The sequence below is a fragment of the Dyella sp. genome (assembly GCF_035486915.1).
GTDB lineage: Bacteria > Pseudomonadota > Gammaproteobacteria > Xanthomonadales > Rhodanobacteraceae > Dyella_B.
This window is the reverse complement of the sequence record NZ_DATHMR010000216.1, coordinates 24,102-42,917: the sequence shown is the minus strand read 5'-3', so window position 1 is coordinate 42,917 and position 18,816 is coordinate 24,102. Positions and strand designations below refer to the sequence as shown.

20 protein-coding genes are annotated in these 18,816 nt (G+C 58.2%); 11 read left to right on the top strand and 9 right to left on the bottom strand.

The genetic code is table 11. The features are described 5' to 3' along the window. Window positions 1-120 precede the first annotated feature (120 nt). Window positions 121-744: a DUF998 domain-containing protein gene (locus VK725_RS18565; protein WP_325319548.1), complete on the bottom strand. Its 624-nt coding sequence runs from the start codon at window positions 742-744 to the stop codon at window positions 121-123. 248 nt (window positions 745-992) lie between these two features. Between VK725_RS18565 and VK725_RS18560 the strand changes: the two genes are divergently transcribed. Genes VK725_RS18560 through hisIE form a run of 9 tightly spaced genes read left to right on the top strand, consistent with a single transcriptional unit; the run spans window position 993 to window position 8,363 of the window. Continuing rightward, window positions 993-1,328: a YerC/YecD family TrpR-related protein gene (locus tag VK725_RS18560; RefSeq protein ID WP_325319547.1), complete on the top strand. Its 336-nt coding sequence runs from the start codon at window positions 993-995 to the stop codon at window positions 1,326-1,328. Continuing rightward, window positions 1,325-2,218, top strand: a complete 894-nt coding sequence (hisG, locus tag VK725_RS18555) for an ATP phosphoribosyltransferase (protein ID WP_325319546.1) — start codon at window positions 1,325-1,327, stop codon at window positions 2,216-2,218. The genes VK725_RS18560 and hisG overlap by 4 nt, the downstream gene beginning before the upstream one ends. Window positions 2,219-2,228: 10 nt before the next feature. Beyond that, window positions 2,229-3,536 carry a histidinol dehydrogenase gene (gene hisD / locus VK725_RS18550; protein ID WP_325319545.1) on the top strand — a complete coding sequence of 436 codons (1,308 nt, stop codon included), beginning with the start codon at window positions 2,229-2,231 and terminating at the stop codon, window positions 3,534-3,536. Next, window positions 3,533-4,594 (top strand): histidinol-phosphate transaminase, encoded by a 1,062-nt coding sequence (gene hisC / locus VK725_RS18545; protein WP_325319544.1) that lies wholly within the window; start codon window positions 3,533-3,535, stop codon window positions 4,592-4,594. The genes hisD and hisC overlap by 4 nt, the downstream gene beginning before the upstream one ends. Then, window positions 4,591-5,655: a bifunctional histidinol-phosphatase/imidazoleglycerol-phosphate dehydratase HisB gene (hisB, locus tag VK725_RS18540; protein ID WP_325319543.1), complete on the top strand. Its 1,065-nt coding sequence runs from the start codon at window positions 4,591-4,593 to the stop codon at window positions 5,653-5,655. Before hisC ends, hisB begins: the two co-directional genes overlap by 4 nt. Next, window positions 5,655-6,245 carry an imidazole glycerol phosphate synthase subunit HisH gene (gene hisH / locus VK725_RS18535; RefSeq protein ID WP_325319542.1) on the top strand — a complete coding sequence of 197 codons (591 nt, stop codon included), beginning with the start codon at window positions 5,655-5,657 and terminating at the stop codon, window positions 6,243-6,245. The genes hisB and hisH overlap by 1 nt, the downstream gene beginning before the upstream one ends. Further along, window positions 6,242-6,970: a 1-(5-phosphoribosyl)-5-[(5-phosphoribosylamino)methylideneamino]imidazole-4-carboxamide isomerase gene (hisA, locus tag VK725_RS18530; RefSeq protein WP_325319541.1), complete on the top strand. Its 729-nt coding sequence runs from the start codon at window positions 6,242-6,244 to the stop codon at window positions 6,968-6,970. The genes hisH and hisA overlap by 4 nt, the downstream gene beginning before the upstream one ends. Beyond that, entirely contained in the window at window positions 6,964-7,749 is a 786-nt protein-coding gene (hisF, locus tag VK725_RS18525) for an imidazole glycerol phosphate synthase subunit HisF (protein ID WP_325319540.1), read from the top strand. The genes hisA and hisF overlap by 7 nt, the downstream gene beginning before the upstream one ends. Further along, window positions 7,746-8,363, top strand: coding sequence for a bifunctional phosphoribosyl-AMP cyclohydrolase/phosphoribosyl-ATP diphosphatase HisIE (hisIE, locus tag VK725_RS18520; protein ID WP_325319539.1), 618 nt, complete (start codon window positions 7,746-7,748; stop codon window positions 8,361-8,363). Before hisF ends, hisIE begins: the two co-directional genes overlap by 4 nt. A gap of 13 nt (window positions 8,364-8,376) precedes the next feature. Here the strand turns inward: hisIE and VK725_RS18515 are convergent, their stop codons facing one another. The 4 genes from VK725_RS18515 to VK725_RS18500 form a co-directional block, all read right to left on the bottom strand. Beyond that, window positions 8,377-9,393, bottom strand: a complete 1,017-nt coding sequence (locus VK725_RS18515; protein ID WP_325319538.1) for a C13 family peptidase — start codon at window positions 9,391-9,393, stop codon at window positions 8,377-8,379. 20 nt (window positions 9,394-9,413) lie between these two features. Next, window positions 9,414-10,100: an acireductone synthase gene (mtnC, locus tag VK725_RS18510; RefSeq protein WP_325319537.1), complete on the bottom strand. Its 687-nt coding sequence runs from the start codon at window positions 10,098-10,100 to the stop codon at window positions 9,414-9,416. Window positions 10,101-10,208: 108 nt separating this feature from the next. Continuing rightward, window positions 10,209-10,769, bottom strand: coding sequence for an acireductone dioxygenase (locus tag VK725_RS18505; protein ID WP_325319536.1), 561 nt, complete (start codon window positions 10,767-10,769; stop codon window positions 10,209-10,211). Beyond that, window positions 10,766-11,413: a methylthioribulose 1-phosphate dehydratase gene (locus VK725_RS18500; protein ID WP_325319535.1), complete on the bottom strand. Its 648-nt coding sequence runs from the start codon at window positions 11,411-11,413 to the stop codon at window positions 10,766-10,768. Before VK725_RS18500 ends, VK725_RS18505 begins: the two co-directional genes overlap by 4 nt. A gap of 155 nt (window positions 11,414-11,568) precedes the next feature. On the opposite strand from VK725_RS18500, the gene VK725_RS18495 reads away from it, so the two are divergent. Next, the gene (locus tag VK725_RS18495; protein WP_325319534.1) at window positions 11,569-11,901 is read left to right on the top strand and encodes a high-potential iron-sulfur protein; all 333 of its coding nucleotides are present in this window, start codon (window positions 11,569-11,571) and stop codon (window positions 11,899-11,901) included. 407 nt (window positions 11,902-12,308) lie between these two features. Here the strand turns inward: VK725_RS18495 and VK725_RS18490 are convergent, their stop codons facing one another. Together VK725_RS18490 and VK725_RS18485 are read right to left on the bottom strand one after the other, a co-directional pair. After that, window positions 12,309-13,769: an amino acid permease gene (locus VK725_RS18490; protein WP_325319533.1), complete on the bottom strand. Its 1,461-nt coding sequence runs from the start codon at window positions 13,767-13,769 to the stop codon at window positions 12,309-12,311. Between the two features lie 89 nt (window positions 13,770-13,858). Further along, window positions 13,859-15,346 (bottom strand): amino acid permease, encoded by a 1,488-nt coding sequence (locus tag VK725_RS18485; RefSeq protein WP_325319532.1) that lies wholly within the window; start codon window positions 15,344-15,346, stop codon window positions 13,859-13,861. Window positions 15,347-15,675: 329 nt separating this feature from the next. Here VK725_RS18485 and VK725_RS18480 point away from each other — a divergent pair, with 329 nt between their 5' ends. After that, window positions 15,676-16,218: an NUDIX hydrolase gene (locus tag VK725_RS18480; protein ID WP_325319531.1), complete on the top strand. Its 543-nt coding sequence runs from the start codon at window positions 15,676-15,678 to the stop codon at window positions 16,216-16,218. Here VK725_RS18480 and VK725_RS18475 read toward each other — a convergent pair. Both VK725_RS18475 and parE read right to left on the bottom strand, forming a co-directional pair. Beyond that, the gene (locus VK725_RS18475; RefSeq protein ID WP_325319530.1) at window positions 16,215-16,736 is read right to left on the bottom strand and encodes a 3-hydroxyanthranilate 3,4-dioxygenase; all 522 of its coding nucleotides are present in this window, start codon (window positions 16,734-16,736) and stop codon (window positions 16,215-16,217) included. The two genes, VK725_RS18480 and VK725_RS18475, sit on opposite strands and share 4 nt — an antisense overlap. Before the next feature lie 184 nt (window positions 16,737-16,920). After that, window positions 16,921-18,810, bottom strand: a complete 1,890-nt coding sequence (gene parE / locus VK725_RS18470; protein ID WP_325319529.1) for a DNA topoisomerase IV subunit B — start codon at window positions 18,808-18,810, stop codon at window positions 16,921-16,923. Window positions 18,811-18,816 lie beyond the last annotated feature (6 nt).

The window sequence follows — 18,816 nt, the reverse complement described above, 5'->3', positions numbered from 1 at the left end:
CGCACGATGCGTTGCGTGGGCACGTCAGTTTCATGCATCGCGACCGCGCGATGGATGGCGATGTGCGGACCGTCTGCGAACTCGTCCAGAAGCGCGCGTTCTCAATCCTAATGCGCTGATTCACTCCGGCTGGGTAGCGCGCAACAAATGGCGCGAGGCCCAGCCCAACCAGATCAGTATCAACGCAATCGCCAGCTTTTCCATCAGTCCATTGGGAAAGATGGATACCAGCACCTGAAACCACAGCACGAATGTCGCCAGCCACGCGAGTACTAGGCCGAAGCGACTTCCTTCTTTCATGCGCTGATCACGCAGCCAGCGGCTCGAAAGCAACACCATGCCGAAGCTCAGCCACAGGAACGTTGCGAGTGTGGTCGAACGGTGAATGATCTTTGCCAGCGCGTGGTACGGCGTATCGGAAAATAATTCGGACGCTGCCACGATTGGCAAAATCAGCCCCGCGCCAGCAAAAAGCAAGGAGGCGAGCAGGCTGCGTCGCGTTCGCAAGGTTGCCTCATGGACGGCCCAGGCAAATGCCAGCAGCGCGGCGGCCATCAGGTAATACACGGAACGAACGTAGACACCACCGGGGCCCCGAAGATAGGTACTCAGTGGGGTCCGTATGAAGTTCAGATCGGTGCGCCAGAACTGTGCAGCGGCGCATACGCCGGTGAAGACGAGAACGGCGATAGCCATCAGGTAAGCCGCACGGCGAATGGTTATCACGTTGCGCAAAGCACTCATCGGATTTTGTCCAAGGGTCTCAAGTCGTTCGGCTGACCTAACCGCGACGCTGGCCGTCGGTTGGGGTTTGCCAGGGGATCAGCTTTGGCGTCAGAACGCATCACCCTTTCCTTGGATGACAGAAAGTATCGTCCGTCCGTTGGTAAGTTCTTGCTCTTTGGGGAATTTCTTCGGTTCAGGCGGCGGGGTTGTGAATGCCTTGTTTGTCGCGTATTATTCCATTCATCGTATTAACGCATTAGTACATTATGAAGCGCCGATCGATCGATCCCGAGACTCCTGATGAATCCGCCAAGGCCAGTTTGTGTCGTGCGTTGCTCTCGTTGAAAAACGAGGAGGAGATGGACGCTTTCCTCAACGACCTGTGCACGCCGGCCGAGCTGGAAGTGCTAGTGGACCGCTGGCGGGTGGTGCCCTATCTGCTCGAAGGTGTGTCATATCGTGAAATTCACGAGCGAACCGCGGTCAGCATTACGACCATCGGGCGTGTGGCGCGCTATCTGAATCAGGGTAGCGGCGGTTATCTTGCTGCCGCAGCACGCGCCGCACGAAGCCGCGCCGCGGCCAAAAGGGCCCGAGCATGAAGCAGCGGGATCGTTTGCGGATTGCCATGCAGAAGTCCGGGCGGCTGACCGAGCCTGCGCTGGACTTGCTCAAACGCTGCGGACTGACGTTTCGTCAGAGTCGCGACAAGTTGTTCTGCTTCGGCGAAGGCGAGCCGGTCGATCTGTTGCTGGTTCGCGATGACGATATTCCGGGACTGATCTCGCAGGGCGTGTGCGATCTCGGGATTGTCGGTCGCAATGTGCTGAACGAGTATCGCCGGGGGGCGGATGCAGATGCTGCTGCGCTTGCCGAATGGCGTCCGTTGGGTTTTGGCCGTTGCCGCCTGTCGATCGCTGTGCCGCAGGAAATCGAGTATCGGGAACCGAGCGATCTGGGTGGGCAACGTATCGCGACCTCGTATCCCGGCCTGCTCAGCGAATGGCTTAAAGCTCAGGATGTGAACGCCACTGTCGTCACGTTAGCCGGTTCCGTAGAGATCGCCCCCAAGTTGGGCACCGCCGATGCCATCTGCGATCTTGTGCAAAGCGGGGGCACCTTGGTCGCCAATCAATTGCGCGAGACCGAGGTGTTATTAGAAAGCGAGGCGGTGCTCGCTGGGCCTGATGCGCTACCGACGGATGAGCGCGGCGACATGATCGAGCTCTTGCTCAAGCGCCTCGATGGTGTGATTCAAGTCCGCGAATCGCGTCTCTTGTTGTTGCAAACCTCACGCACGTCACTCGATGCCGTCACGCGACTGTTGCCAGGCGGTCCCCAGCCGACGCTGCTCCCCGTTGCAGGGCAACCCGATCAGTTGATGTTGCAAGCCCTATGCGCAGGCGAAGTGAGCTGGCGTCAGTTGGAAGAAATCAAAAAAGCCGGTGCACGAGAGATGTTCGTGTTGCCGGTCGAAAAAATGTTGGCGTGAGCTGATTCATATGAAACGCATCACCTGGAATACCCTGGACGAAACCGCACGTCGCGATGCACTGGCACGGCCCGCACAATCCCGCGCAGATGAATTGCGGCGAGGTGTCGAAAAAATCATTGCCGAAGTACGTATTAACGGTGACGCCGCATTGCGAGAGTTTTCCGCGCGCTATGACCGTTGCACTCTCGATGCGATTGAAGTCACCGAAGCAGAATTTGTTGCCGCCGAGGCGAAGTTAGACCCGGAGTTAAAAACAGCGATTCGCGAGGCGGCGGCTCGCATCGAATCGTTTCATCGTGCCTGTGCTCCGCAACCCGTTTCCGTGAACACGGCCACTGGCGTCAGAGTGGAACGCGTATTGCGTCCGATTGGCCGCGTGGGTCTATACGTACCAGCCGGCAGCGCGCCATTACCTTCGACGGCACTTATGCTGGGTGTTCCCGCACACATTGCGGGTTGTCGCGAAATTGTTCTGTGCTCGCCAGCACGTCCTGATGGAACCTGCGACGAAGCGGTGCTGGTCGTTGCGCGCATGGTTGGCGTCCATCGCGTCTTCAAACTCGGCGGGGCACAAGCCATTGCCGCCATGGCCTACGGTACGGAAAGCGTGCCACGTTGCGACAAGCTGTTCGGTCCAGGCAACGCATGGGTGACCGAAGCGAAATTGCAGGTATCCGCCGATCCGGTTGGTGCCGCTATCGATATGCCGGCCGGTCCGTCGGAAGTGCTGGTGATTGCGGAGGCTGAAGCTAATCCTGTTTTCGTCGCCGCCGATTTGCTATCACAAGCGGAGCATGGTCCGGATTCCCAGGTCATACTTGTGAGTCCTTCTGCTACGTTGATCGACAAGGTATCCGCAGAGGTGGCACGACAGTGCGCGGAATTACCGCGCGGAGCTATTGCCGAGCGTGCGTTGGAGCAAAGTCGCCTCATCGAGGTTGATTCACTTGCGCAGGCCGTCGACGTCAGCAACCGGTATGCGCCTGAACATTTGATTCTGCAGGTGAACGCCGCGCGTGATTTGCTGGAACGTGTCGAAAGCGCAGGCTCGGTGTTTGTCGGTGCATGGACACCCGAATCCGTCGGTGACTATTGCAGTGGAAGCAATCACGTATTGCCGACCTACGGTCATGCACGTAGTTACAGCGGTGTCTCGGTGGCCAGTTATCAAAAGCAGATCACGGTGCAGGAGCTGGACCCCAACGGCTTGCGCGCCATCGGACCGTGCGCGGCGACGTTGGCCGCCGCTGAGCAATTAGAGGCGCACCGTCGTGCCGTCACGCTGCGTTTGGCGGCGCTCGGGGTTCGCTTATGAGCGTGTTGGATCTGGCCAGACCGGAAATACGCATCTTGCAGCCTTACTCCTCGGCACGTATGGAAGCGGGGAATGGGCAGATCATGCTTAACGCCAACGAGTCGGCGTGGCCACCCGCGGGCGATGTGGGATTGGGCTGCAATCGTTACCCCGATCCGCAACCGGAAGGGCTGCTCCAGGCATTGGCGACGCTCTATGGCGCGCGGTTTGAACAGTTGTTTGTGGGTCGCGGTAGTGATGAGGCGATCGATCTGCTTGTGCGCGCGTTCTGTCGCGCCGGGCAAGATGCCATTCTGATTCAGCCGCCAACCTTCGGTATGTACGCTGTCTGTGCGCGTATCCAGAACGCCGCAGTGATCGAGGTACCTTTGGCTGACGATTTCAGCCTGAACGTCGACAGGCTGATCGCTGCGATAACTCCTGCAGTAAAACTGGTGTTTCTATGTACGCCGAACAATCCAAGCGGCAAATCCATAGTTCGCTCCGATATCGAGTACCTTGCGAATGCCCTGATTGGCAAGGCACTCCTTGTTATCGATGAAGCGTATATCGAATTTTCCGATCAGCACAGCGCGGTCGACCTGATCAATATCTACGATCATGTCGCGGTACTGAGAACGTTATCCAAGGCGTGGGCGCTAGCTGGAGCCCGCGTGGGTAGCTTGCTGGCAAGCCCGGATGTCATCGCATTGATACGCCGGATCATGCCGCCGTATCCGCTACCGTTGCCGTGCGTATCTGCGGCAATGTCGGAACTATCGGCATCGGGACAGGCGGCTGCGCGCGATAACATAGTCATTGTGCGAGAACAGCGAGAAATCATGCGCGCGGCCTTGGCGCGTATTTCCGGCGTTCGCGAAGTGCTGCCGTCGGACGCCAACTTTCTCGCTGTGCGCTTCGATGATGCCGGTACGGTCTATCAACGATTGCTTATGGCAGGCATTGTGGTGCGCGATATTCGCCGGTATCCAAACTTGAAAGATGCTTTACGCATCACGATTGGCACACCAGAAGAAAATGCACGCGTGCTCACCGTGCTGGGTGGAGAAAAGCAATGAGCCGAAAAATTCTCTTTGTGGACAGAGATGGCTGTCTTATCGATGAGCCGGCCGATGAGCAGATCGACAGCTATGAAAAGCTTTCGCTGCTTCCTGGCGTAATCGCTGCATTGCAGCGCATCGTGGCAGCCGGCTACGAGCTGGTGATGGTCACGAATCAGGATGGTTTGGGCACCGAACGTTTTCCACAAGCTAGCTTCGACGGGCCGCACGATCTGCTCATGCGTATCTTCTCATCGCAGGGCGTGCATTTCCGCGAAGTGCTAATCGATCGCAGTTTTCCGCACGATGGCCTGGATACACGCAAACCCGGTGTCGGCATGATGCGCGAGTATCTGGCGGATGACGGCTGGATCCGCGCCGATTCCGCGATGGTTGGCGATCGAGAGACCGACTTGCAGTTTGCCGCCAATATGGGTGTGCACGGTTTTCGTGTCGGGCCCAAAGGCATTGGCTGGGATGAGATAGCGCATCAATTGCTCGACCGTCCACGTGTGGCCGAAATCGCTCGCAATACCAAGGAAACACGCATCAAGGTGCGCGTCGACCTGGATCGTCAGGCGGATCCTATCATCCATACCGGCTTGGGCTTCTTTGATCACATGCTCGAGCAGATCGGCAAACACGGCGGCTTTGCGCTACAACTCATATGCGAAGGCGACACCAAAGTCGACGAGCACCACACCATGGAAGATAGCGCCCTGGCGTTGGGACAGGCACTGCGTCAGGCGTTGGGCGATAAGCGCGGTATTGCACGCTACGGGTTCACATTGCCGATGGATGAGTCGCAGGCGAGCGCGGCACTGGATCTATCTGGTCGCCCTTACTTTGTTTTCGATGGACAATTTCCCCGCGAACGCGTGGGCGATGTGCCGACCGAACTGGTGCCGCACTTTTTCCGTTCGCTGTGCGACACGCTTGGCGCCAATCTCCACCTGACTGTGAAGGGCGAAAATGCGCATCACATGGTGGAAGGGTGCTTCAAGGCGACAGCGCGTGTGTTGCGCCAAGCCATTCGCCGTGAAGGTGATGAATTGCCAAGCACAAAAGGTGCGCTGTAATGAGCGTGGTGCTCGTCGATGCCGGAGGCACCAACATAGGATCGGTGCGTTATGCGTTGCAGCGTCTTGGCGTCGATGCCGAATTGACGTCGGATGCCGATGAGATACGTGCCGCCGATAAAGTCATATTGCCTGGTGTTGGCGCAGCGGGTCCTGGCATGGCGCGATTGCAGGAATTGCAGCTTGTCGATGTCATCCGGTCGTTGAGTCAGCCCGTACTGGGTGTATGCCTTGGCATGCAACTGCTATGCGAGCACTCGGAAGAGAGCGACACGTCATGCCTGGGTGTTATCCCCGCAAGCGTTTATCGCTTTAAGGAAGCGCCAGGTCAGTGTGTTCCGCATATGGGATGGAACCGATTGTCTGCCGTCGAAGCGCATCCCTTGATCAAGCAGATGGACGACGGCGATTGGGCGTATTTCGTGCACAGCTACGCCGTTCCACTCGGCACGTACACGCTGGCGAGCACGGACTACGGTGACGGTTTTTCATCCATTATCGCCCATCGAAATTTTCACGGGATGCAGTTCCATCCGGAGCGTTCGGCAAGCGTGGGCGCGAAGTTATTGAAGAATTTTCTAGAACTATGAATTTCGAAGTGATACCCGCTATCGACTTGCGCGGCGGTCAGGTCGTCCGTCTTCGGCAAGGCGACTATGCGCAGGAAACGCGTTACGACTCCGATCCGCGAGACCTCGCGGCGCGCTACGCCAATGCTGGGGCACGCTGGTTGCATATCGTGGATCTTGATGGTGCGCGTGCCGGTGATTTGTCCAATCTCGCTGTGATCGAGGCCATGGCCAAAGCGGGCATGCATGTTCAGGCCGGTGGCGGCGTGCGCAGCGAGGAAAATGTGCTTCGATTGTTTGCTGCCGGCGTCACGCGTGTTGTCGTAGGCAGTGTTGCGATTCGTGATCCGAAGAGCGTGGCAGCATGGATGAATCGCCACGGCGCCGACCGTTTCACCATCGCACTGGACACACGCTGGCGTGACGGCTACTGGAGTCTGCCGAGTGCAGGCTGGACAGAAGAAGAGACCCGTACGTTGGATGAACTCGCCCCGTGGTACGCCGAAAAAGGCGCGCGTCACTTGCTTTGCACCGATATCGACCGCGACGGCATGCTTGCGGGCTTCAATATCGATCTGTATCGGCACTTGAACCAAGTCGCGCCGAAACTTGCCGTGCAAGCATCAGGCGGTGTGAGATCGCTGGAGGATATTCGTGCTGCACGCAATGCCGGGGCACGTGGCGTGATTCTGGGACGTGCGCTGCTGGAAGGGCGTTTTACGCTGGACGGCGCGCTGGCATGCTGAGTCGCCGCATCATTCCCTGTCTGGATGTACGCGATGGCCAGGTCGTCAAGGGCGTGCGTTTTCGCGATCACGTTGTGATGGGCGAGATCGTCGATCTGGCTTTACGTTATCGCGACGAAGGCGCCGACGAGTTGGTGTTCTACGACATTACGGCCAGTCCGGAGGGCCGAAGTGTCGACCGAGCCTGGGTAGAGCGTGTCGCGCGTGTCATCGATATCCCATTTTGCGTGGCTGGAGGTATCCGCTCCGTCGGCGAAGCGCGCGATGTCTTGCACGCTGGTGCAGATAAAATTTCTGTCAACTCACCCGCTCTTGAGCGTCCCGAGTTGATCGATGAACTGGCTGCTGCATTTGGTGTGCAGTGCGTGGTGGTGGGCATCGATTCCCTGCGCGATGCGGATGGCGAATGGCGAGTGCGTCAGTACACGGGCGATCCTTCCAAGACGCGATCGCTGATGCGCCGTACGCTCGACTGGGTATTGGAAGCGCAACGACATGGTGCGGGCGAAATTGTTCTCAATTGCATGGATAGCGATGGTGTGCGTAGGGGTTACGACCTCGAACAGTTGAAGAAGGTGCGCGCCATTTGCCGCGTGCCGCTTATTGCATCGGGTGGTGCAGGTGCCGTCGAACATTTCCGTGACGCCTTCACGGAAGCACATGTCGATGGTGCATTGGCAGCCAGTGTTTTTCATAGCGGCGCGATCGCCGTGCCGGATCTGAAGCGCTACCTGCACGAGCAGGGCGTTACCGTTCGCGTGCAGGAGGCTCAGTTATGAGTGTCACAAAGCTCGACGTCGATCAGCTTGATTGGACCAAATCAAATGGACTGCTGCCTGCCATCGTGCAGCACTATTTGACTGGCGAAGTGCTGATGCTTGGCTATATGAATGCCCAGGCGCTTTCACGGACGCAGGTCAGCGGTCACGTCACCTTTTACAGTCGAAGCAAGCAACGCTTGTGGACCAAGGGAGAAAGTTCGGGCCACGTATTGCTGGTGAAATCCATTCGGGCAGATTGCGACGCCGATACGGTACTGGTGCAAGCCGATCCGCAAGGACCGACGTGCCATTTGGGCACCAGCAGCTGCTTCGGCGATACAGCGCGGCCGCCTTTGGGCTTTCTGGCTGAACTCGATGCCTTGGTGGCGAGCAGAAAAGCGGAGCTGCCCGAAGGTAGTTACACGACGCGATTGTTCAGTGGCGGTACGCGTCGCATTGCGCAAAAGGTTGGCGAAGAGGGTGTGGAGACAGCGCTTGCTGCCGTCACCCAGGGTGATGATGACCTATTGGGCGAAGCCGCTGATCTCGTTTTTCACTTGACAGTGTTGCTGCGCGCGCGTGGCTTCGGTTTGGCCGATGTCACACAGGTGCTGATCAAACGCCATTCCTGATGTGTGATCTACTTCATCGGGCGACGTCAGGTGCGCTGCTAGCGGATGGTGGTGGCGGTGTGAACGGCACGGCAGGGCCGGGCGTAATGTCCTTGCGCCACAAAGCGAGTTGCTGCGCGATGCCACTGCCCATATCGATCTGCGGTTCGGACGGTGTGAGTTTGTCTTCGTTCTCCCACCCGGCAATATCGTTCTTGGCCAATTGGAACGCATCGACGAAGTTGTCGGTCTTGTTCAGCGCATCCACCAGCCAAGCCTTGCCGAAATAAGTCATGTCGGAGTCGCTGCCACAGCCGAAAGAGCTGCGATCTGCGCGCGCTGCCGTGAGCACGAGCGTACCCGGGGCACGCAAATCGGGCACAAAACCACCCGAATAACATGCATTGACGATAACCACTTTCCACTTGAAAGGGCGCTTCTTGAGAATGCCGGCAAGATCCGGCGCACCGATCTGATCGAGTGGGATGGGGTCCATATCGACAAGCAGATTGTGGTCCTCATCGCCGTGCGAGGTCATGTAGAGAACCAGGACGTCCTCATCCGGTTTCATCGCGCTGGCCACACCATCCAGCGTGCTTTCAAGATTGCTCCAATCTGCGAGCGGGTGTGATTGCAACGTGGTGGGGTTGTTTTCGAGGACCAGCGCATGCGCGGTGGGACCGAAGCGTTTCGTGAACAACTGCGCGGCGTACTCCGCCTCGTTACGGAACACATCCTCGCCACCGTCACCTGCAAAGGTCACCAGATAGAGATTGGTCTTGCCGGGGACTCGAGGGCTGAGCTGCGTGAGCGCCTGATGCACCATGTTCGGTTGCGCGTACACCACTTGTTCCGGTGACGGTCCTTGGCTTGGCCAGTTGTCGTCGGCATCGCTGTCATCGGAATCGGTGCTGGAACTTGCATTGGCCGGCGAAGAAGCGCTGCTTGCCACACTCGCCGTCGCCACGCGATGCGAAGCCGAATGCCCAACCAACACCATTAGCAGGACGCCAGCGGCGAAAGCGAGCAGGGCAGTCAATACAGTGCGCATGCGTAAACTCGCGACGTGAGTCAGGGTTGGATGGCGTCGAACGTGGTGTAGGCAGGATGCGTGGGTTGTGCGGGAACGGTTAGCGGCGCGCGCACCAGCCAGCCGGTTTGCAGGCCGGCGGCCTTGGCGGCGTCCAGCTCTTCCACGATGTCGGACAGAAACAGCACATGTTCGGGGCGCTCGCCGATGGCCTCGACGATGCGCTGATACGAGATCGTTTCCCGTTTCGGACCGGTTTCCGTATCGAAGTATCCGGCAAAGACAGGAGTCAGATCGCCGGACTCGCTGTAACGGAAAAGCAGCTTCTGCGCGGGTACCGAGCCGGAGGAGTACACGTAAAGGTGCAAGCCTTCGCCGCGCCATGCATGCAGACGCGACGCCACTTCCGGATAGACATGCGCGCGGTATTCGCCGGCTTCGTAGCCTTCTTTCCAGATCATGCCCTGGAGGGCTTTCAGTGCGGTCGATTTGCGGTCTTCGTCGATCCAGCGCACCAGCAGCTCGATGACTTCCTGGCGGCTCGCTTCGATCAGACCTGCTTCCTTGGCGGCTTCATGCAGCCAATGTTGCACCTCGGCTTGGTCGGCGTGGGTTTCGATAAACGCGGGCAGGCGCTTACGCGCATACGGAAACAGCACGTCCTTGACGAAGCTGATCGAGCTGGTGGTTCCTTCGATATCGGTGACGATGGCGCGAATGGCGGTCATGGGCGTAGCTGAGGCATCAGGCTCTCAAGCTTAACCCGCCTCCGGGAACGCGCAAGCGACGAACGTCATAAACGATTGAAAAAATAGGCTGAAACAGGCAGCCGGGATTCAGGCTGCCGTGGCCAGGGGCGTCATGCGCGGGAAGTGGTCCGCGATATCGGAACCGGTGAAGTTCGCGACCCAGCCTTCCTTGTTCGTGAACAGGCGGATGGCCACGAAGTAGGGGGCCTCGCTCATATCGAACCAGTGGCGGGTGCCGTCCGGCACGCCGATCAGGTCGCCTTGCTCGCAAAGCACGTCGTAGATCTTGTCGCCGATGTGCAGCGTGAACTGACCTGCACCCGCAACGAAGAAGCGGACTTCGTCTTCGCTGTGCGTGTGCTCGCTGAGGAATTTCTTGCGCAGCGCCGCGCGATCGGGGTGGTCCGGTGTCAGGCTGATCACGTCCACCGCCTGATAACCCTCTTCGCTCATCAGGCGATCGATATCGTGACGATAGGCAGCGACGACCTGTTCCTGGCTGGCACCCGGCGCGACCGGCTGATTGGCTTCCCACTGCTCGAATCGCACGCCGACTTTGCCCAGTTCGCGGGCGATGTCCTTATGCGCGATGTGTACCGAGGACGGGTTCTGCGGTTGTTCCGCATCGAAAATGCGCAAGCGACTCATGCGTTCAGTCTCCTCAAGTCGAGTTCGCAGCAAAGCAGGAATTCCAGCGCTTCGAGATGACGCCGGGCTTCGGCCATGTCGTGGCCCCAGGTGTAGATGCCATGACCGTTGATCAAATACGCGTGCAGCGGTTTGCCCGATTCGATCCACGCATTCACTTGCGCCACTAGTTCGGGCATGTGCTGCGTGTTGGGAAAGACCGGAATGTCCAGCGCGCTCTCATGCGTGGTGTGACCGCGAATGGCCTTCTGCAATTCCCAGCCTTCCAGTTTCACCGCGCCGTCTTTGGCAAACAAACGCGACGCAACACTCTGCGTGCGCGAGTGCGTGTGCAGCACTACGTTGATGTCGGGCCAGTGGCGGTACACCTGCGTATGCAATTCGGTTTCCGCGCTGGGACGCGACTCGGTGCCGACCGCTTTGCCTTGCATATCGACAAGCATGATGTCGTCACGGCCGAGCTTGCCTTTGTCGCGTCCGGAGATCGTGATGGCTGCGTGATCGGCGTCTACACGCATCGAGAAATTGCTGCTGGTCGCAGGTGTCCAGCCGTGTTGCGCAAGCTCGCGCGCCGCTTCGGCAATAGCGTCGGCTCGCTCGTGAAAGAGCGCTGCGGGAATGGAGGCGGGCAAGACTTGGCTCATGGCAAATGGACGTCCAAACGAAGCATCACTATAGCATGGGGGCGGAAGGTGAAAATGCGAGCTATTCGCGAACAGGCCCCTAGGGCCCTGATGGCGTTACGATGCCCGCGGAGTCGCCGCAATGGAGCGGCATACAAACCGTGATGGGGATTGTTATGTCTGGGCATGAAGATATCGAATCACGTCGTCGTTTCCTCAAGCTTGCTGCCGGCACTGCTGTCGCCGCGGCGCTGGTGACTGGACTGCCGCGCACAGCGCGCGCCGACGATTTGCCGCACCTCTCTGAAGCGGATCCCACCGCCAAGGCGCTGGGTTATGTCGAAGATGCTGCAACGACAAAAGATCCCAAGCACACGGCTGGCAATACGTGTGCCAATTGTCAATTCTATTCAGGTGCGGCGACGGGTTACGGCCCTTGCCAGCTGTTCCCCGGCAAGGCGGTGAGTGCGAAGGGTTGGTGCATCTCACACACCGCTAAGAAAGCCTGACGCGCATTCACGACGCCATATGTTTGTGCAGGCCGGCTACGCGCCGGCCTTTTATTTGCGCAAAAGAAAACGCCCGCACAAGTGCAGGCGCTCGATGAAAACGAAAGGGTGTCGCTAAGAAGTGCTACCCGGACACGTCAGGCTGAGGAGCTGACTCGCCTGACGTGCCGGGTCGCGATCCGGGGCCCACTGCCAAGTGATCAACCCTCGGGCTGTCGATCATACTCCGGTTGACTTCGGAGGGGCGAACCGCGACTGGAAATTTCTGGTGAGACGACTATTTATATATATTTTTCAATGACTTATGACAAATTTACAGATCCATCATTTCATGTCAATAGAAAGCCGTTCGCAACACGTTATTGGTAATTAAAGGAAATTAGGCACTTTTTGCTGGAGATGGACGATTATTTGGTCTGTGCTGAGTTATTGGCGAGACGCAGGTGACTATGGCGAACCCCATAGGCGAAATAAATCGCCAGCCCGATGACTGTCCAGGCGATCATTAGCGCCCAGTTGAACCAGTCCATCGTGGCCAGTAGCGCCAGGCAGCTGAGCACGCCTGCTATGCAGGTGAAGTGCGCCCACGGCACGCGGAAGGTGCGCGGCAGTTCCGGTGACGTGTAGCGAAGAATCAGCACGCCTGCGCAGACCGCGACGAAAGCGATCAAGGTACCCATCGACGTGAGATTGGCGAGCAGGTCGAGCGGAAAGATTGCCGCGAGTATCGCGATGCCGACGCCCGTAATGATGGTATTGAGGTGCGGCGTTCGATGTTTGGGATGAATGCGGCTGAACACAGGAGGCAGCAATCCGTCGCGCGACATGATCATGAAGATGCGCGGCTGCGCGATGATCATGACCAGGATCACCGATGACAATCCAATCAGCGCGCCGACCTCGACCCACGGACGTAGCCAGTTGAGTTCTGCATGCGCCCGGATCGCCGTGACGATGGGTTCGTCCGTACCCAGCTGCGTATACGAAATCAGGCCGGTAAGTACCGCAGCCATCGCCAGATATAAAACTGTGCAGATAACCAGCGACACGAGCGTACCGAACGGCAGGTCGCGCTGTGGGTTCTTGCACTCCTGCGCCGCGGTCGACGTCGCCTCGAATCCGATATAGGCGAAGAACACCATGCCCGCGCCGCGCAGGATGCCATCCCAGCCGTACTTGTGATTACCTTGCGAGGCCGGAATGAAAGGGTGCCAGTTCGCCGGATTCACATAGCGATAACCGGCGACCACGACGAGGATGATCAGGCCCACTTTCAGCGCGACCATGCCCAGATTGATACCGGCGGATTCGCGAATACCGACGTAGCACACCCACGTCAGTGCGAGGACGATTGCGACCGCGGGCAGGTTAATAAGGTGACCCGTCGCCACCAATCCATTGTTCGTATAAGCAAGGGGCGCATCAGAAAGTGAAGGTGGCAGATGGATGCCGACGCTATCGAGCAAACTGGTGAAATAACCCGTCCAGCTGGTCGCTACCGCCGAAGCGGAGATGCCGTATTCCAGCACCATGTTCCAGCCGATAAACCAGGCGACCACTTCGCCCAGCGTGGCATATGCATACGAATACGAACTACCGGAAATCGGAATCAACGTCGCGAATTCCGAATAGCACAGCGCTGTAAAGCCGCTGCAGATCGCAGCAAGAATGAAAGAGATCAACACGGCGGGACCGGCGTGCTCTGCAGCAGCCTGACCCGTCACGACGAAAATGCCGCTTCCGATTACCGCGCCGATACCCAGTGCGGTAATGCCCCAGGGGCCGAGCGTGCGACGAAGGCTGGGGCCGTGCGTCGTATCGGCGTCTTCTGAGAAATCGGTCTTGCGGGCGAAAAGCTGCTTGAGCATGCGTAAACCTGCTTGGTGCTAGGCGCTGAACTATCGAAACATTCGGATAAATGCAAAAGGCCGGCTCGAAGCCGGCCCCTTGGACGTGGTCAGGCGGACTTTTTGCGCAGCTTGCTGTGCGAATAGCCGTAACCGAAATAGATGATCTGGCCCAGCACAATCCACGTCACCATCCAGCGCCAGTGTTCCACGAAGGACTGCATGAACAAATACATACAGGCCAATGCACCCAGTGGGCAAACGATGACCGCAAGCGGTACGCGGAATGCTCGCTTCAGCTCTGGGCGTGTGCGGCGCAAAACTAGCACGCCGATGCAAACCGTCGCGAAGGCCAACAGCGTACCCATGGCCACCATTTCGCCAAGTACACCAATGTTGAACATGCCACCCAGCAAAGCAGCCGCTACGCCAACAACTACGGTGCCGACGTGTGGCGTGCGGAACTTCGGATGGATGCGGCCGAACAAAGCGGGAATGAGACCGTCACGCGCCATCGAGTAGAAGATGCGTGGCTGCCCCATCAACATCACGAGGATCACCGAACTCAAACCTGTGACGGCACCGATCACAACGATCACCTGCAGCCAGTGCAGTTGAGGATAGCCGTCTAGTGCGGTCGATACAGGTTCCGGCGTGCCGAGCAGACGGAAGTCAGTGAGGCCGGTAATGATCGCGGAAACGATGATGTACAGGATCGTGCACAAAATCAGCGAGCCGAGGATTCCGATCGGCATGTCGCGTTGCGGATTCTTGGCTTCGCCTGCTGCGGTAGAAACCGCATCAAAACCGATGTACGAGAAGAAGACGATGGCAGCTGCGCGAGTCACGCCACTCCAGCCGTATTTGGAACCACCTTCGTTGGCGGGGATGAAAGGGTGCCAGTGATCGGGATTGACGTACTTGGCGGCAAACGCGATGAACAACAGAATCACCGTGACCTTAATCGCGACGATGATCGAGTTGACGAAAGCCGATTGAGTGATACCGACGTAGCACAGTCCCGCGATGGCGGCGATGATCGCTACTGCAGGCAAGTTGATCAGCATGCCCGTTGCCTGGATATGTCCATTCACCACGGTAAAGGGCGCCGCGGAGAGTGTCTGCGGTAGTGACACGTCATGACCAATCCAGCCACTGATCAACAAAAGTAGTTTGTTAAAATAACCCGACCAGCCAGCTGCGACGGTGGCCACCGTGAAAAGGTACTCAAGTACGAGACTCCAGCCGACGAACCAGGCGACATATTCACCGAGCGTGGCGTAGGAATAAGAGTAGGCGCTGCCCGAGACAGGCAGCATGGCGGCGAACTCTGCGTAGCAAACCGCCGCCAATGCGCAGGCGATACCCGCGAGCACGAAACTCAGCACAACAGCCGGCCCTGCATGTTCTGCCGCGGCCTGGCCGGTGATTACAAAAATACCGGCACCGATGATGGCGCCAATACCCAGCAAGATAAGGTGGCGAGCGGTCAGCGCGCGCTTGAGTGTCACTTCACCAGGGGCGCCGCCGTCGGGGATATCTCCCGAGCCGCTCGACGATTCCGCAATGGATGTCGTCGCAAAAAGATTCTTCAGCATGTAGCTCCCCCTCTGGGAATGGCAGCTTTTAGTTGTAGGAAGGCCTGTAGCACCGCTCGGGGACACCCCTGCACGCAAGCCTCGAACCATAGCCCAGCGGAGGCCGCAGGTACAAGCTGCATTGCGGCTAGGCGTCGCCGGTCAGCACTCCATTCCAGCAACATTTTTGCCGCGGCCACATGGCACTTGCGTAGCGTGAGTTTTTGCACGGGCTGGCTGGAGATCCATGCGGTCGCGTACGATTGAAGAACATCTTCAGAGCGCGGCTGTTTTATGCATTCCATGCTGTGATTCGTTTTAGTCAGATTTTTTGAATGTCGAGAGATCGTGTGAATTTGCAACAAAGCTTGTTGGATTACGCGCACCGCTACCCCGGTGATGCTCACGCGGCGGACTGTCTATCGTTTCTAGCCAGCGCTTCGCATCCCTTCGATCGCGAGTATGAATCGGGACATTTCACCGGTTCGGCATGGCTTGTGGATGCAAGCGGCAAGCGCGTCTTGCTCACGCATCACCGCAAGTTGAACAGATGGCTTCAGTTGGGTGGTCACGCTGATGGCGACAGCGACCTTGCCGCTGTCGCATTACGCGAGGCTGAAGAAGAATCAGGTATTCCCGGACTTACAATTGAGTACGACATTTTCGATGTCGATCGGCACTGGATTCCCGAACGGACAAATGAGTCCGGACATTGGCATTACGACGTGCGCTACGTCGTGCGCGCGGGCGTGCGCGATACGTTTGCAGTCAGCGATGAATCCCTGGAGCTGGCCTGGGTGCAGATAGAAACGCTCGCTACGGCGCGCGACACCGATGAGTCGCTGCGCCGCATGGCGCAAAAATGGCTCACGCGCGAGGCGAGTGCCTTTTAGCCGTAACGCGCCGGCGCGGGATTGAGATGGCCGCACACTTTGCAGGTGCGCGCATCGTGAGAGGCATAGAAGCGATCGAATACCGGCGGAAAATCGGTTTCGATGTCATTTAGCGTGAAATATTCTTCGTAAAGCTTGCTATTGCAGCGTTCGCAGAACCATAGAAGACCATCCTTCTCGTTCCTCAGGCGTCGCCGCTCGATCACCATGCCGATGGAATCGGGCATGCGTTGTGGTGAATGGGGTACACGCGGCGGCAAATAGAAAATCTCGCCAGCTCGAATGGGAATATCTCGTGCCTGCCCATCGTCCTGCACCTTCAACACCATCTCGCCTTCGATCTGATAGAAGAACTCGGGGCCTTCGTCATGGTGATAGTCGGTGCGCGCGTTCGGTCCACCCACGATCATGATGATGAAATCGCCATCGACGATGCATTTGTTGCCCACCGGCGGTTTGAGCAGGTGACGGTGTTCGGCGATCCAGCGCTGGAGATCGAAGGGCGGCACAAGTGCCATGGCAGAAATCCGACAGGAAAAGACGCTTTACCTTAGCGCTGTAGGTGCTCCAAATGAAGCCTCTTCGGGCTGGTTGGCGCGCCAAGCGCTATCGCGCAAAAAAATTCTTACCGGATGTCCCCCTCCGTAGATGGAAAAAGCGCCGCTTGGGGCGGCGCGTTCATGGCTTATGTCATGGATGTGCTCAGACTTCGAGTGTGGCCAGATCGCCTTTTTCTTCAAGCCAGCTCTTGCGGTCGCCCGCACGTTTCTTGGCCAGCAGCATATCCATCAGCTTTGTCGTACCCTCGGGATCGTCGACAGTAAGTTGCACCAAGCGACGCGTGTCAGGGTAAATGGCCGATTCGCGCAGCTGCGACGGGTTCATTTCACCCAGGCCCTTGAAGCGCGTGACCGTGACCTGGCCTTTGATCTTTTCACGCTCGATGCGTTGGAGCATCGCGGCTTTTTCGTTTTCGTCCAGGCAATAGAACACCTGTTTGCCCACGTCGACACGGAACAATGGCGGCATGGCGACGAACACGTGACCGTCGCGAACCAGCGTCGGGAAGTGACGCAGGAAGAGTGCGCTGAGCAGCGTGGCAATGTGCAGGCCGTCAGAATCGGCGTCGGCGAGGATGATGACTTTGCCGTAGCGCAAGCCGCTCAAATCGTCCTTGCCCGGATCGCAACCGATAGCGATGGCCAGGTTGTGGACCTCCTCCGACGCGAGCACGGAAGTGGATTCCACTTCCCACGTATTGAGGATTTTGCCGCGCAATGGAAGGATGGCCTGAAAGTCTTTATCGCGTGCCTGCTTCGCACTACCGCCTGCCGAGTCACCTTCGACAAGGAACAGTTCGGTGCGCGTGAGATCGGTCGCGGTGCAGTCTGCGAGCTTGCCGGGAAGGGCAGGACCTTGCGTGATCTTCTTGCGCACGACTTGCTTGGCCGCCTTCAGGCGCGCGCTGGCGCGTTCGATCGCCAATTGCGCAATGCGTTCGCCAAGATCGACGTGCTGGTTGAGCCAAAGACTGAAACCGTCGTGCGCGACGCTTTCGACGAGTGCCGCCGCATCGCGTGAAGAGAGACGTTCTTTGGTTTGCCCAGCGAATTGTGGGTCCTGCAGTTTGACGGACAGCACGAACGCCAGGCGTTCCCAGACATCTTCGGGCGCGAGCTTCACACCGCGCGGCAGCAGATTGCGGATATCGCAGAACTCGCGTACGGCGTTGGTCAGGCCCGTGCGCAATCCGTTGACGTGCGTGCCGCCTTGCATGGTAGGAATGAGGTTGACGTAGCTTTCCTGGACAAGCTCGCCTTCTGGCGACCACGTCAGCGCGACATCCAGGCCTTCTTTTTCGCGTGCGATGTGATGTACGAACAGCTCGGCGGGAAGACACTCGGCACCGTCGAGCTCGCCGCGCAGGTAATCGCGCAAGCCGTCTTCGTAGTACCACTCGCTGACTTCACCGCTTGCTTCATCGGTGAGTTTGACATTGAGGCCGGCGCACAGGACCGCTTTCGCACGCAGCAGATGCTTGAGCTTGGGAAGCGAGATCTTCGGTGAATCGAAATATTTGGGATCGGCCCAGAAGCGAACCGTGGTGCCGGTTTTCTTTTTCGGTACGGTGCCGATGATTTTCAGGTCGCTTACGCGGTCGCCATGTGCGAAGCCCATGGTGTATTCGTTGCCATCGCGGCGAATGGTGACCAGCACCTTGCTCGACAACGCATTCACCACCGAGACGCCCACGCCGTGCAAGCCGCCGGAGAAGTTGTAGTTCTTGCCGGAGAATTTGCCGCCTGCATGCAGGCGCGTGAGGATCAGCTCGACGCCTGGAATGCCTTCGTCGGGATGGATGTCGACCGGCATACCGCGACCATCGTCGCTCACTTCCACCGAGCCATCGGTATGAAGGATCACTTCAATCGACTTGGCGTGACCGGCCAGCGCCTCGTCCACCGAGTTGTCGATGACTTCCTGCGCCAGATGGTTCGGGCGCGAGGTGTCGGTGTACATGCCCGGGCGGCGTTTGACGGGGTCAAGGCCGGAGAGGACTTCGATATCGGCGGCGTTGTAGCGACTGCTCATTCGGAG